This is a genomic window from Cellulomonas sp. NEAU-ZC6 (assembly GCF_056844425.1).
Window position 1 is genome coordinate 1,436,103 of sequence record NZ_JBXFYH010000001.1, and the last position, 13,914, is coordinate 1,450,016.

9 protein-coding genes are annotated in these 13,914 nt (G+C 78.3%); 4 read left to right on the forward strand and 5 right to left on the reverse strand.

Going from position 1 to position 13,914, the window contains the following annotated elements; genetic code table 11:
- Positions 1–124 precede the first annotated feature (124 nt).
- Positions 125–2,164 carry an ATP-dependent helicase gene (locus AC1050_RS06605; protein ID WP_482386560.1) on the reverse strand — a complete coding sequence of 680 codons (2,040 nt, stop codon included), beginning with the start codon at positions 2,162–2,164 and terminating at the stop codon, positions 125–127.
- A gap of 158 nt (positions 2,165–2,322) precedes the next feature.
- Here AC1050_RS06605 and AC1050_RS06610 point away from each other — a divergent pair, with 158 nt between their 5' ends.
- Positions 2,323–2,589, forward strand: coding sequence for a mycoredoxin (locus AC1050_RS06610; RefSeq protein WP_482386561.1), 267 nt, complete (start codon positions 2,323–2,325; stop codon positions 2,587–2,589).
- A 109-nt stretch (positions 2,590–2,698) separates the two neighbouring features.
- Here AC1050_RS06610 and nudC read toward each other — a convergent pair whose 3' ends face one another.
- Positions 2,699–3,868, reverse strand: coding sequence for an NAD(+) diphosphatase (gene nudC, locus AC1050_RS06615; RefSeq protein WP_482386562.1), 1,170 nt, complete (start codon positions 3,866–3,868; stop codon positions 2,699–2,701).
- Between the two features lie 193 nt (positions 3,869–4,061).
- On the opposite strand from nudC, the gene AC1050_RS06620 reads away from it, so the two are divergent.
- A complete protein-coding gene (locus AC1050_RS06620; protein ID WP_482386563.1) occupies positions 4,062–4,997 on the forward strand; it encodes a phosphotransferase in 936 nt (311 codons plus the stop codon).
- Positions 4,998–5,036: 39 nt separating this feature from the next.
- On the opposite strand, the gene AC1050_RS06625 is transcribed toward AC1050_RS06620, so the two are convergent.
- Together AC1050_RS06625 and AC1050_RS06630 are read right to left on the reverse strand one after the other, a co-directional pair.
- Positions 5,037–8,519 carry a UvrD-helicase domain-containing protein gene (locus AC1050_RS06625; RefSeq protein ID WP_482386564.1) on the reverse strand — a complete coding sequence of 1,161 codons (3,483 nt, stop codon included), beginning with the start codon at positions 8,517–8,519 and terminating at the stop codon, positions 5,037–5,039.
- On the reverse strand, positions 8,516–11,923 hold the full coding sequence (locus tag AC1050_RS06630; RefSeq protein WP_482386565.1) for an ATP-dependent helicase: 3,408 nt from the start codon (positions 11,921–11,923) through the stop codon (positions 8,516–8,518). The genes AC1050_RS06625 and AC1050_RS06630 overlap by 4 nt, the downstream gene beginning before the upstream one ends.
- A 119-nt stretch (positions 11,924–12,042) precedes the next feature.
- Between AC1050_RS06630 and AC1050_RS06635 the strand changes: the two genes are divergently transcribed.
- Together AC1050_RS06635 and AC1050_RS06640 are read left to right on the forward strand one after the other, a co-directional pair.
- Positions 12,043–12,747, forward strand: coding sequence for a TetR/AcrR family transcriptional regulator (locus AC1050_RS06635; protein ID WP_482386566.1), 705 nt, complete (start codon positions 12,043–12,045; stop codon positions 12,745–12,747).
- A gap of 42 nt (positions 12,748–12,789) precedes the next feature.
- Entirely contained in the window at positions 12,790–13,014 is a 225-nt protein-coding gene (locus tag AC1050_RS06640; protein WP_482386567.1) for a DUF3107 domain-containing protein, read from the forward strand.
- 88 nt (positions 13,015–13,102) lie between these two features.
- On the opposite strand, the gene AC1050_RS06645 is transcribed toward AC1050_RS06640, so the two are convergent.
- Complete coding sequence (locus tag AC1050_RS06645; protein WP_482386568.1) at positions 13,103–13,837, reverse strand: ferritin-like fold-containing protein; 735 nt, start codon at positions 13,835–13,837, stop codon at positions 13,103–13,105.
- Positions 13,838–13,914: the final 77 nt, after the last annotated feature.

Below are 13,914 nucleotides of genomic sequence, written 5' to 3' on the forward strand. Positions count from 1 at the left end.
CCTTCGCATGCTCGGGCCGGCTGCTGGCGCAGCGCGACCTCCCATCAGGACTCGTTCACCGTAGAGGGGCCCGGGCGGGCCGCACAACCGAATTAACGACAGAACTTCGACGAGTTCCGGCCGGTCACCCGGCGACCGTCCCGTCGGCCGCCGCGGCGGGGCGCCGGCCGGCGACGATCGCCAGCAGGTCGGGGCCGTACCGGTCGATCTTGGCCGGGCCGATCCCCTGCACGCGCGCGAGCTCCGGCACGCTGCCCGGGCGCAGCTCCGCGATCGCCGACAGCGTCGCGTCGCCGAGCACGGTGTAGGTCGGCTTGGCGGTCTGCTTGGCCAGGTCGGCGCGCCACGCGTGCAGCGCGGCCAGCAGCTCCGCGTCGACCTGCCCCGTCAGCCGCGGCACGGCGCGCGGGCGCCCGTCGCCGAACCGCGCCCGGCCCTCCTGCGGCCACAGCCCGTCCAGGAACCGCGAGCGCCGCCGGGTCGCGCGGCCGCCCGGCGTGCGGGACCGCCCGTAGGACAGCTCCAGGTGCAGGCGGGCGCGGGTGATGCCGACGTAGAGCAGGCGCCGCTCCTCGGCGATGTCGGCCGCGGTGTCGGCGGAGGCCCACGGCACGAGGCCCTCGCTCAGCCCGCACAGGAACACGGCGTCCCACTCGAGGCCCTTGGCGGCGTGCAGCGACGCGAGCGTGACGCCCTCGACGGTCGGCGCGTGCTGCACGGCGGCGCGGTCGTCGAGGTCGGCGACCAGGTCGGAGACGGTCGCGGTGCGGCCGTCCCGGGCGGCGGCCGCGGCGAGGTCGTCGGCCAGGGCGACCAGCGCGTGCAGGGTGTCCCACCGCTCGCGCGCGGCGCCGCGGGCCGCGGGCGGCTCGTCGGACCAGCCCGCGGAGCGCAGCGCGTCGCGGACCGTCTCGGTCATCGGGGCGTCGGCGTCCGCCGCGACGGCCGCGCCGCGCAGCCGGACGATCGCGTCCCGGACCTCCTTGCGGGCGAAGAACCGCTCGCCGCCGCGCAGCACGTAGCCGATGCCGACGTTCGCCAGGGCCTGCTCGAACGCCTCCGACTGCGCGTTGGTCCGGTACAGCACCGCGATCTCGCTGGGCCTCGTGCCCGCCGCGATCAGCCGGCCGATGCGCGTCGCGACGCCGGCGGCCTCCGCCTCGTCGTCGTCGTACACCGCGAACCGCACCGGGCCGCCGGACGGGCGCTGCGCGAGGAGCTCCAGCGGCTCCCACCGGGCGCCGTCCTTGGGGGCCCGGCGCAGCACCTCGTTGGCCAGCCCGACCACCTGCGGCGTCGACCGGTAGTCGCGCACCAGGCGCACGACCTGGGCCTTCGGGTGCTCGGCGGTGAACCGGGTCAGGTAGTGCGGGGTCGCACCCGCGAACGAGTAGATGGTCTGGCTGGGGTCGCCGACCACGCACAGCTCGTCGCGGCCGCCGAGCCACTGGTCCAGCAGGAACTTCTGCAGCGGGGAGATGTCCTGGTACTCGTCGACGACGAACCGCCGGTACTGGCCGCGGACCTCGTCCGCGACCGCGCCGTTCTCGACGAGCATGCCGGACAGCAGCCAGAGGATGTCCTCCATGTCCATCACGCCGCGGGCGTCCTTGGCGTCCTCGTACGCCGTGATCAGCCGCGCGACGACCTGGTGGTCGTGGCCGGCCGGTGCCGGTCGGTCGGCGGCGGCCGCGGCTCGCACGTAGTCGTCCGCGGTGATCCGGGAGACCTTGGCCCACTCGATCTCGGACGCCAGGTCGCGCACCGCCACCCGGTCGACGGACAGCCCCAGCCGGTGGCACGCGTCCGCGACGACCGGTGCCTTCTGCGCGAGCAGCGTCGGCACCGGGCCGCCGACCACCCGCGGCCAGAAGTACCGGAGCTGGCGCAGCGCGGCGGAGTGGAACGTCCGTGCCTGCACGCCGGGCACGCCGAGGTCCCGCAGGCGGGTCCGCATCTCCCCCGCGGCCCGCGCGGTGAACGTCACGGCGAGCACGCTGGTGGGCGCGTAGACGCCGGTCCGCACGCCGTACGCGATGCGGTGCGTGATGGCGCGGGTCTTGCCGGTGCCCGCGCCGGCGAGCACGCACACCGGCCCGGTGAGCGAGCGTGCGACGTCCCGCTGGTCGGGGTCGAGGGCGTCGAGCAGGTCGTCGGGAGACATCGCCGACGATCCTCGCACCTCCCGCCGACACCGTCGCACCGCCGTCCCCAGGGGCCCGCGGCGAGCCGGACCGCACGACGGCAGACGTGTCAGGGATGATCTGGCCGCGCCCGGGCGTTCACCCGGTGCACCGACCTCCCCACCATCGAAGGCAGACGATGACCACCACGCAGGACCTGCCCGCCGCGGGCACCGTGACCATGTACTCGACCACCTGGTGCGGCTACTGCCGCCGGCTGAAGACGCAGCTCGACTCCGCGGGCATCGCCTACACCGAGGTGGACATCGAGCAGACGCCCGACGCCGCCGCGTTCGTGGAGCAGGTCAACGGCGGCAACCAGACCGTCCCGACCGTGCTGTTCCCGGACGGCTCCGCCGCGACCAACCCGTCGCTGGTGCAGGTCCGCGAGCGCCTGAGCGCCTGACCCGCACGCCGGGGCGCGCCCGGGGCCTGCGGCAGGCGGGGGTCCGCGACGTCGCGGACCCCCGCCTTCTGCGGTCCCGGCGGCGGACGCCGCGAGGGTTCGTCCCCGGTCAGTCCGTGCCCGGCAGGGCGTCGTCCGCGGCCGGCGCGGCGGCGCGGCGCTGCCGGCGCGTCAGCGCTGCGGGCGCCGTGGGCTCCGTCGTCGTCGGACGCCCGTCGGACGCGGCCGACTCCTCCCGCGCCGGGTCCGTCCCCGTGCCGGCGGGCTCCGGGGGCGCGCTCGCGCCGCGGCTCCAGCCCGCGCCCGCCGGGGACTCCGGCAGCGGCCCGCCGAACCAGTCCTCGATCAGCGCCCGCGCGATGGACGTGCCGGAGGGCAGCACCACCGCACCGCTCGCGACCTCCGAGCGCAGCGTGTCGCGGTCGAACCAGCGCGCGGAGCGCAGCTCCACCCCGTCGACGGTGATCTCGGTGGACAGCGCGCGGGCACGGAAGCCCAGCATCAGCGAGGCGGGGAACGGCCACGGCTGGCTGCCCCGGTACTCGACCTCGCCGACCACCACCGCCGACTCCTCGCGGACCTCGCGGCGGATGGCGTGCTCGACGGACTCCCCCGGCTCGACGAACCCGGCGAGCGTGGAGAACCGGTGCTCGGGCCACGCCGCGGAGCTGGCCAGCAGCAGCCGGTCGTCGTCGTCGACCACGGCCATGATCACGGCGGCGTCGGTCCGCGGGTAGTGGTCCGTCCCGTCCACCGGGCAGCGGCGCACCCAGCCGCTGGACACCGGCGTGGTCTCGGCGCCGCAGCGGGGGCAGCGCGGGTGGCGCACGTGCCACTCGTACAGGGCGACGGCGGCCGTGGCGAGCCCCGCGTCCCGCGCGGACAGGTCGCCGCCGACCTCCCGCAGGGCCGTCCACTCGTCGCCGGCCGCCAGCGCGGCGGTCATGCCCTCGGGGACGTGGTGCGCCAGGTACGCGGGCCCGTCGGGCCGCGTCTCGCCCGGCGCGACGCCCGGCACCCGGTCGGCGTCGTCGTAGCCGAGGAACGCCCAGCGCTCCTCCAGCGAGCCGGAGGGCGCACGCAGCGCCGCCTCCTGCGGGGAGAACAGCGCGAGGGAGCGGCGACGGCCGCGGGAACGGGTGACGACCCGCCCCCCGGACACGAGGAGCACCCGGGTGGAGTCGTCGTCGAGCAGCGCGGCCAGCAGGTCCTCGTCACCGCGGAGGTCCGCGGCGCGGTCCGTGACCGTCCGCGACAGAGGGAGGTCGGAGGCGAACACGTCGCCACCGTACGCGTCGCGCGGCCGGGTCGCAGTCGGCGGCCGGGCGGCGGCCCGTCCCGACGCGGCACGGGGGCAGGACCGCTGCCGGGCGTCCGCCGGACCTGTGCCGGACGTCCGCCGGACCGACGCGGGACACGCCCGACGGCGCGCGCGGACGACCCCGGGCGCCCACGCGTCCTAGGCTGGGCCGGTGCGTTCTCCCCTCGCCCTCGCCGCCCTCGCGACCGTCGCCGTCCCCGGCTTCGACGCCCGCGAGGTGCGCGCCGCCGCGGGCGCGGGAGACGACGACGTCGCGCTGGTGACCGACGCGCAGCGCCGGCACTGGGTGGTCCGCGCGCCCCGGACCGCGGCCGCGGGCGCCGCCCTGGAGGCCGAGCTGGTGCTGCTGGCCGCGCTGGCCGAGCAGGTCGACGCCGGGCGGCTGCCGTTCGACGTGCCGCGCGTGGCCGGCGCCGCGCCCCTCGAGGAGGGCGGCCGCGTCGTCGTGCACCGGGAGCTGCCCGGGCGTCCGGTCGACCTGGAGCGGCTCGCGCCCGGGCCCGGCGTCGCCGCGTCGCTGGGCCGGTCGATCGCCGCCCTGCACGAGCTGCCCGCCGCCGTCGTCGAGGACGCGGGGCTGCCCGTGTACGACGCCTCCGCCTACCGCACCCGCCGGCTCGCCGAGGTCGACGAGGCCGCGCGCACCGGGCGCGTCCCCGCCACCCTGCTCCGGCGCTGGGAGGAGCGGCTCGAGGACGTCTCGCTGTGGAAGTTCGCGCCCGTCGTCGTGCACGGCGACCTGTCCGCCGACCACGTGCTGGTCGCCGACGGCGCCGTCACGGGCGTGCTGTCCTGGGGCGAGGCCAAGGTCGCCGACCCTGCGGACGACCTCGCCTGGCTGCTGGTCGCCGCCCCGCAGGACGCCACCGACTCGATCCTCGAGGCCTACCAGCTGCGCCGCACCGAGCTGACGGACCCGCACCTGGCCGACCGCGCCCTGCTCGCGGGCGAGCTCGCGCTGGCCCGGTGGCTGCTCTACGGCGTCCGCGCCGGGGACGACGAGGTCGTGGCGGACGCGGTGCAGATGCTGGACGAGCTGGACGAGCAGACCCGCGACGTCGCCGAGCCGGGCGCCGCGCCGCTCTGACGGGTCGGCGGCGGCGCGCGGTCGTGCCCGCCACCGGCGTCAGGCGTCGGGGTCCTGCGTCGCCGCGAGGAGCAGCCGCTCGATCTCGTCGGCGCCGAGCAGGCGCTCCGGGCGCACGGTGCGCCCGGCGCCGACGTAGCAGAACGCCGCGCTGACCCGGTCCAGCGGCGTGCCCGTCCACCGGGACCACGCGAGCCGGTACACCGCGAGCTGCAGCTCGCGCACGGCGGTCGCGGCCGGGTCGCTCGGCGGGGCGCCGGTCTTCCAGTCCACGACCACGACCGCGCCCGGCACATCGGGCTGCTCGGGGTCGCGGAACACCGCGTCGATCCGCGACCGCAGCACGTACCCGGCCACCGTCGTCTCGACGTCCACCTCGACGGCCACGGGCTCCAGCGCGGCCCACGGCGTCGCCAGGAACGCCGCGCGCAGGGCGGCCTCGTCGGCGTCGACGGCCACCGAGTCGTCGTCCGCGCCCGGCAGGTCGTCCAGGTCGACCAGCGCGGGCGCGCCGTAGAAGCCCTCGACCCACGCGTGGAACTGGGTGCCGCGGCGGGCCTGCGGGGACGGGCGGTTCGGCACCGGCCGGCGCAGCGCGCGGGCGAACTCGCCGCCGTCCGCCGCCAGCCGCACGACCGCCGAGGCGGACAGGTGCGCGGGCAGCTCGACCTCGGGGCGGGGCCGGGCCTCCAGCGCGCGCTCGGCGAGCAGCAGGTCGACCGTGCGGTCCCACCCGGTGGCGGGCCGGCGGGCGCCACCCCGGGCGCGCGCCGCCCGGACCGCCGCCGCGGCCGCCTCGACCGCGGGCCGGCGGGACGGGGCGCCGTCGCCGGGTGCGCTGAACGGGTCGACCGGCCACACGGCCGACGCGGCCTCCTGCGTGCGCGGGTTCTCGGCACCGTCGTCGGGCAGCAGCGACCAGCCGTCGACCCGCGCCAGCCCCGCGTCGACGACCTCGGTCAGGAACAGCGACGGCGGCCGGGGCCGGCTGCCGTCGCCCCACCACGCCCCGGTGAGCAGCAGCGCCGACCGTGCGCGGGTGAAGGCGACGTAGGCGAGCCGGCGTTCCTCGGCCACCTGGTGGTCGCCGGCGTCGCGCAGGAACTGCTGGCGCCGCTCCTCCAGCTCCTTCGGGTCCGAGGCCCCGGCCACGACCAGCTCGGGCAGGTCGTGCCGGTCGCCGCGCAGCGGGTACGGCAGCTCGCCGAGACCGGTCAGCCACGCGGAGTCGGTCGGGCCGTCCTTGCCCTGGGTCCGGGTGGCGGGCAGGCCGCCGTCGACCAGGCCGGCCACCGCGACGACGTCCCACTCCAGGCCCTTGGCGGCGTGCACGGTGATCAGCTGCACCGCGTCCGGGTCCGGCTCGGCCACCGGCATGTCCAGGCCGTGCTCGTGCGCGTCCGCCGACTCCAGCCACGCGAGGAACCCGCCGAGGCTCGGGTCGTCGGTGGCGTCCGCGTACCGGACGGCCACCTCGCGGAACGCGTCCAGGTGCGCGCGGGCCCGGCCCGGGGCGACGCCGGCGCGCGCGGCGACCTCGATGTCGAGGCCCCAGAGCCGCTCGGCGTGCGCGACCAGCTCGGGCAGCGAGAGGTAGGTGTGCTGCCGGACGGCCCGCAGCACCTGACCGACCGCGGTCACCCGCTCCAGCCCGCCGGCGGTGAGGCCCCGGCCCGACGGGCTGGTCCAGCCCGGGGGCGGCGGGGAGTCGACGGCGTCGACGATGCTCCGCTCGTCCACGACGTCGGCGACCACGGGGGCACCCGGGGCCTCACCGGCGTCGGGAGCGGCGTCGGGGGCGGCGTCCGGCGAGGCACCGGCACCGGCACCGGCACCGGCACCGGCACCGGCACCGGCACCGGCACGCTCCCGCGCCACCGCGGCCGCCGCCCGCGCGTCCAGGCCGCGCGCGAGGTGCCCCGACCAGTCCGCGAGCGCGTGCAGGTCCGCGGCGCCGAGCCGGGTGCGGGCGCCCGTGAGCAGCCGCATGAGCGCGTCGCCGCGGGACGGGTCGTGCGCGGCCTGCAGCAGCGCGACGACGTCGACCACCTCCGGCGTCGCGAGCAGGCCACCGAGACCGACCACCTCGACCGGCAGGCCGGCGGCCCGCAGCGCGCGGTGCAGCACCGGGAACTGGGCACGCTTGCGGCAGAGCACGGCGGCCGACACCCGCGCGCCGCCGGGTGCCGGCGCGCCACCGTCGACGCCGGGACCGCCCTCGGGCCGCCAGCGCGCGGCGACGAACTCGGCGACCGCCTGCGCCTCCTCCTCCAGCGTCGGGGCGAGGTGCGCCACGACGTCACCCTCGCCGGCGCCGGGCCGGGGGTCGAGGGTGGGCAGCGCGACCCGGGCGCGCTCCGCCCGGCGCAGCGGTGCGGCGACCCGGTTGGCGGCGGCCAGCACGGCGACGTCGTTCCGCCACGACGTGGACAGGGCGTACACCGCCGCGCGGCGCCGGTCGCCGTCGTCGGCGACGTCGGGGAAGTCGGTCGGGAACCGCTCGAGGCCGCCCGCGCTCGCCCCGCGCCAGCCGTAGATGGACTGGTGCGGGTCGCCGACCGCCGTCACCGGGTGCCCGCCGCCGAACAGGGCGGACAGCAGCACCAGCTGCGCGTAGGAGGTGTCCTGGTACTCGTCGAGCAGCACCACCCGGAACCGGGCCCGCTCCCCCGTCGCGACCTCGGGCACGTCCCGGGCGAGCCGCGCGGCGATCGCCACCTGGTCGCCGAAGTCCAGGGCGTCGGCCGCGCGCTTGCGCTCCCGGTACGCCGCGACCAGGTCGAGCATCCGCTGCCGCTCCCGCAGCGACCCGACCAGGTCGCGGACCTTCGCGTAGGGCGCCCGCGGGGGCGTGCCGGGCGGCGTCTCCTCGACCGCGTCGACGATCGCCTCGATGCCGCGCCGGGCGCCGTCGGCGTCCAGCAGGTGCTCGTCCAGGGCGCCGGACAGCGTCAGCACCGCCTCGACGACGGTCGACACGGCCGCGGCGGAGTCCAGGTCGGCGGTCCAGGACTCGACGACCTCGCTGGCGAGCTGCCACTGCGCGGCCTCCCCGAGCAGCCGGGCCGACGGCTCCACGCCGATCCGCAGCCCGTGGTCGGTCACCAGCGAGGCGGCGTAGGCGTTGTAGGTCGAGATGGTCGGCCGGGCCACGGTCAGCAGCGCGGCGCCGCCGTCGGCCGCGTCCTCGGCGACCGACAGCCCGGGCAGGTGCACGCCCTCGGCGGCGGCGTTGCGCGCCAGGTGCCGCAGCCGGCGGCGCACCCGCTCGGCCAGCTCGCCCGCGGCCTTGCGCGTGAAGGTCAGCCCCAGCACCTCCTCGGGCGCGACCAGGCCGTTCGCCAGCAGCCAGACCACGCGCGCGGCCATCGTCTCGGTCTTGCCCGAGCCGGCCCCGGCGACGACGAGCGCGGGGCGCAGCGGCGACTCGATGACGGCCACCTGCTCGTCCGTCGGCGGGTCGCGGTGCAGCAGCGCGGCGACGTCCCGCGCGGACAGCACGGGGGTGGTCACGCCGGTCATCCGACCACCTGCCCGCCCTCGTCGCGCAGCGGGCAGGACCGGCGCACCGGGCACCGGTCGCACAGCGGGTTGACGGTCGCCGCGAACGACGACGCCGCCATCCGCTCCGCGACCTGCTCGATGTGCGTGCGCGCCCAGGACGGGTCGTCGGGCGACTCGGGGCCGATCGCGGGCTGCTCGCGCAGCGCCGCCCGCGCCTTGTTCACGTCCGACACGAACACGAGCTGCGCGCCCGCGCTGCGGGCCTCGGGCGGCAGCCCCTCGACCGCGCCGGCGTCGACCGCGAGCTGGTACGCGCCGAGCTGCGGGTTGGTCTGCGCCTCCTGCGCGGACGGCGCGGACCGGCCGGTCTTGAGGTCGACGACGCGCACGGGGACGGTGCCGTCCTCGCCGCCGTCGGCCCCGGACGGCGACCCGGACGGCGCGGCCCGCTCGACCCGGTCCAGCGTCCCGCGCACCACGGCGCGGTCCAGGGACAGCTCGAACCGCGCCTCGATCGCGAGCGGCTCGCCGGCCTTCGCGAGGTAGTCGGCGAGCCGGCCCACCATCGCCTCCGCGCGCCGCCGCTCCAGCGTCGCCGGCCAGCCGGTGCCCAGGCCGAGCTCGGGCCAGCGCCGGTCCAGCTCGGCCAGCAGCTGCTCGCGCCCGCCGGTCGGGTACGTCTGCGCGAGCGCGTGCACCAGGGTGCCGAGCGACTGCTTCGCGCTGCTGGGCGAGGTGCCGCCCGCGGCCTCGAGCGCCCAGCGCAGGGTGCACGTCCCCGCCGTCTCGATCCGGGACGGGGAGACGGTGACGCGCTCGCCCGCCGCCCACAGCGGGTCGTCGCTGGACGGGTCGGCCAGGCCGTGCCACTCCGCCGGGTCCGCGCCCGGCACGCCCTCGTCGGCCAGCCGGGCGAGCACCGCCGCGGCGCCGCCGTCGGGCGCGCCGTCCCGGGCCGCCTGCTCCATCCGGCCGCGCAGCTGGGCGACGAGCCCACGCAGGTCGAGCGGCGCCGGCGCGACGGTGCGGCGCGGGTCCTCGTCCTCGTCGTTCGGCTCGACCAGGTCGAGGAACGGGGACGGCTGGTCGTCCTCGTCGGACACGGCGGTGACCAGCAGCAGCCGGCGGGCCCGCGACACCGCGACGTGGAACGACCGCAGCTCGTCCGCGAGCACCGCCGCGCGCGCCGCCGCGCCGGCCTCGGCCGCCGACCGCGGGTCCCCGGGCGCGCCGGGCGCACCCCGGCCGGACAGCACGTCCACCAGCGCCTGCGAGCCGAGCAGCGAGTCGCGCAGCCGCAGGTCCGGCCACACCCCCTCCTGCACGCCGGCGACCGCCACGACGTCCCACTCCCGCCCGGCCGCACCGGCCGGCGTCAGCACGGAGACGGCGTCCCGGCTGGCGCGGGCGGCGATCGTGTCGGAGGGCAGCTCCTGCGCCTCGACCCACTCCAGGAACGCGGCGGCGCGCGCCTGCGGCATGCGGTCCACGAACGTCTCGGCCGCCCGGAACAGCGCGAGCACGGCGTCGAGGTCCCGGTCCGCCCGCGCCCCGCCCGGCCCGCCGGCGAGCGCCGACCGCCGCCACGGCTCCGCCAGGCCGGACGCGTCCCAGATCGCCCAGAGCACGCCCTGCGCGTCCGCGCCGGGCGCCGTCGCCGCGGCCCGTCCCTGGGCGAGCACCGTCGCGAGCCGGGCCACCGGCCGGCGCAGCCCGCCGGACAGCGTCTCGGCGCGCGCGGGCGCACCGAGCACCTCGACCAGGAGCTCGTCGCTGGGCCGCCCGCCCCCGCCCGCGACCTCCTCGGAGCGCAGGGCGCGCCGCAGCCGCCGCAGGCCGACGGCGTCGAGCCCGCCCAGCGGCGACAGGCAGAGCCGCGCCGCCAGCTCGGCGTCCAGCGCAGCACCGCCGCCGTCCGGGCCGAGCGCGCAGCGCAGGGCGTCCAGCAGCGGCCGCACCGCGGGCTCGTCCCGCAGCGGGACGTCGCTGCCGACCACCGCGACCGGCACCTGGGCCGAACCCAGCGCGCGCCGCAGCGCGGTCACCTGGCCGCCGGACCGGGCGATCACGGCCATCTCGGCCCACGGGGTGCCGTCCTCCAGGTGCGCGCGGCGCAGCGCGTGCGCGATCCACGCGGCCTCCTGCGCCGCGCTGGGCAGCACGACGCACCGGACGACGTCGTACGGCACGCCACCGGCCGTACCGGGCTCGCCGGCCGCACCGGTCGCGCCGCCCGCACCGACCTCGCCGCGCGGCGCGGGGACCACCGGCACGCCGTGGCTCACCGGCAGGGCGCGGCTCACCGGCAGGGCGCGGCGGTGCGCGGCGCCGCCGACCACGGCGATGCGCTGCGCCACGCCCGCCGCGACGCCGCGCAGCACCGGGCCGTGCCGCCGGACACCGTCCAGCACCATCCGGTGCGCGCCGAGCTCGCCCGGGCCGGAGCCGGCGGCGTCGGCGCGCCCCACCAGCGCCGGCGTGGCGCCGCGGAAGGTCTGGACCGCGGCGTCGGGGTCGGCGAGCAGCAGCAGGCGGGCGCCGTCGTCCTGCAGCACGCGCAGCAGCCGCGCGGTCGCCTCCGTGGCCTCCTGGTAGTCGTCGACGACCACGAGCCGCCAGCGCGGCCGGGCGGTGCCGGGGAGCTCGGCGTCCCACGCGCGCAGCGCCTCGGCGGCCTCCTCGACCACGACGGCCGGGTCGAGGCGGGCGCCGGCGTCGGGGGTGCCGGTCCGCAGCGTCGTGACGTCGAGGTACTCCTCGTACAGCACGGCGGCGGACACCCACTCGGGACGGCCGTGCCGCTCGCCGAGCAGCGCCAGGTCCTCGGGCACGAGCCCGCGCTCGGCCGCGCGCATCACCAGGTCGCGCAGCTCCCCGCGGAACGCCCGCAGGGTGAGCGCCTCGTCCGGCACCCCGGCCGGCCAGCGCATCGGCACGCCCTCGCCCGCGGCGTGCCCCGCCAGCAGCTCCGCGAGCGCCAGGTCCTGCTCCGGCCCGGAGATGAGCGTCGGCGCGGGCTCGCCCAGCAGGCCGGCGCGTGCCCGCAGCACCGCGAACGCCGCCGACGCCGCCGTGCGCACCATCGCCTGACCGGTGGTGCGGCGGACCCGGGCGCCGATCCGGTCGCGCAGCTCCGCCGCCGCCCGCCGCCCGGACGCCAGGACGAGCACCTCGTCGGGTTTCGGCCGGCCGGGCCCCGGGAACAGCGCGTCCTCGTCCTCCCCCAGCGCGGCGGCCACGACCTCCACGGCGAGCAGGGTCTTGCCCGTCCCCGCCGCGCCCACCACCAGCAGCGCCGGGTCCGTGCCCGCCAGCAGGCGGTCGACCACCGCGCGCTGGTCGGCGCCCAGGCGGACGGGCGCGGGCACGTCCGCCAGCGCCGGCCGCACCAGGCGCAGCGCGGTGGCGGAGGTCGGGTTCACGGGCTCGATCCCACCACACGCCACCGACACCGGGAGACCGCGCGGGCGTGCTCGCAGGCCGTCGCGGCGGGTCGGGAGGAGGCCCCGTGGAGCCGCTCGTCGCTGGCTATCATCGCCCGATGGACCAGCCCCCGCCCGGCCGCGGTCGCCCGGTGCGCATGCCCCGCGCCCTGCGGCGCGCCCAGGTGCTCCGCATCGCGCAGGAGCTCTTCACCTCGGAGGGCTTCCACCACGTCTCGATGGACGACATCGCCGACCGCGCCGAGGTCAGCAAGCCGGTGCTGTACCGGCACTTCCCGTCCAAGCTCGACCTCTACCTGACGGTGGTGGACGCGCGGGGCGACGAGCTGCTGTCCGCCGTCGACGCCGCCGTCGCGACCCACCCGCCGGGCGAGGTGCGGCCGCACGACGCCCGCGCCATCGTCACCGGCGTCGTGCGCGCCTACCTGGACTTCGTCGACGACGCGGGCGAGTCCTCGGCGCTGCTGTTCGAGTCGGACGTCCGGCACGACCTGGAGGTCCGCGCCCGGGTCGAGCGCGCCACCGGGTCCGTCACGCGGCGGCTCGAGGCGGTGCTCACCGAGATCGCCGGCGTGCCGGCGGCCACCGCTGCCCTGCTGGCCCCGTCGATCGCCGCGATGGCCCAGGCCGCCGCCACCCGCCGGCTGCGGACGCCGGGTGCGGCGACCGCCCGCGAGACCGCCGTGCTGGTGTCCCGCCTGGCCTGGGGCGGCGTCGCCGACTTCCTCCCCGAGGGCGCCGTCGAGTCGGCCGAGGGCGAACGCGACGCCCGCGGCGGTCCGGTCGGCGCGCGCCCGGCCTAGGATGACCGGGCAGCATCACCACGAGCGAGGAGACGACCAAGCGTGGACATCACGATCGGTGTGCAGAACCTGCCCCGCGAGCTGGTGATCGAGTCGGACCAGACGGCCGACGAGGTCACCGCCGCCGTCACCGCGGCACTGGGCGGCGCCCCGGTGCTCGAGCTGGTCGACAACCGGGGCCGGCGCGTGATCGTGCCGTCCGCCTCGATCGGCTACGTCGAGATCGGCACGGAGTCGAAGGGCCGGGTCGGCTTCGGCGCGATCTGAGCCCTCTCGGCGCCCCCGGCACCCCCGGGCAGCGACGACGCCCCGCACCGATCCGGTGCGGGGCGTCGTCGTGTCTGCGGCGGTGGGCTCAGGCGGTGAGGCCGAGGCGCGACATCCGGCGGGTGTGCTCGGCCGTGAGCTCGCCGAACAGCTTCGCGGGCGCGGCCGGGTCCTCCGGCGTCGCGGCAGCGGGTGCCTCCGCGGTGGTCGCCTCCGCGGCCGCCGCCGCGTCCGCGGCGTCCCGGCGCGTCACGAGCCGGCCGAGCCCCGGGTGCGCGGACATCGCCTGCTGCACGACGCCGAGCGCCTCGCCGACCAGGCGGCGGCCCCAGAGCGCGAGCCGGGACACCAGCACCTCGTCCTGCGCCCCCGCCGCCTCCAGCTCGCCGACGGCCAGGTTCGCGTGCTCGGCGTCGTCCAGGACCTCCAGCAGCAGGGCCCGGGACTCGGCGTCGACCGCGGCCGCCGCGATCCGGCAGAAGTCGTCGGACACCCCGTCGGCCACGTACGAGCGCAGCAGCCGCTCCCACCAGGTGCTGGGCTGGGTGCGGGAGTCGAAGTCCTCGAGCAGCCGCGCGTACGCGCCCAGGCAGAGCTCGGGGTCGCCGCCCAGCGCGACGACGCGGCCGAGCACGCGGTCCCGGCGGTCGACGGCGGCGGCGGCGAGCCGGCTCAGCTCCAGCTGCTGCGCGGTCGTGGGTGCCACGCGGGCGTCCTCGGCGAGCCGGTTGAACGCGACGTGCTGCAGGTGGGCGACGAGCCCGAGCAGCTCGACGGTGTCGGCGGCGGGGGGCGCCTGTGCTTCGGGAACGGCGTCGGTCATCCGGCGATCGTATCGCCGCGCGGTCCCCGGCGGCCTCGTCCCGGTAGGATGGCGCCCAGCTGAGGGACATCGGACGC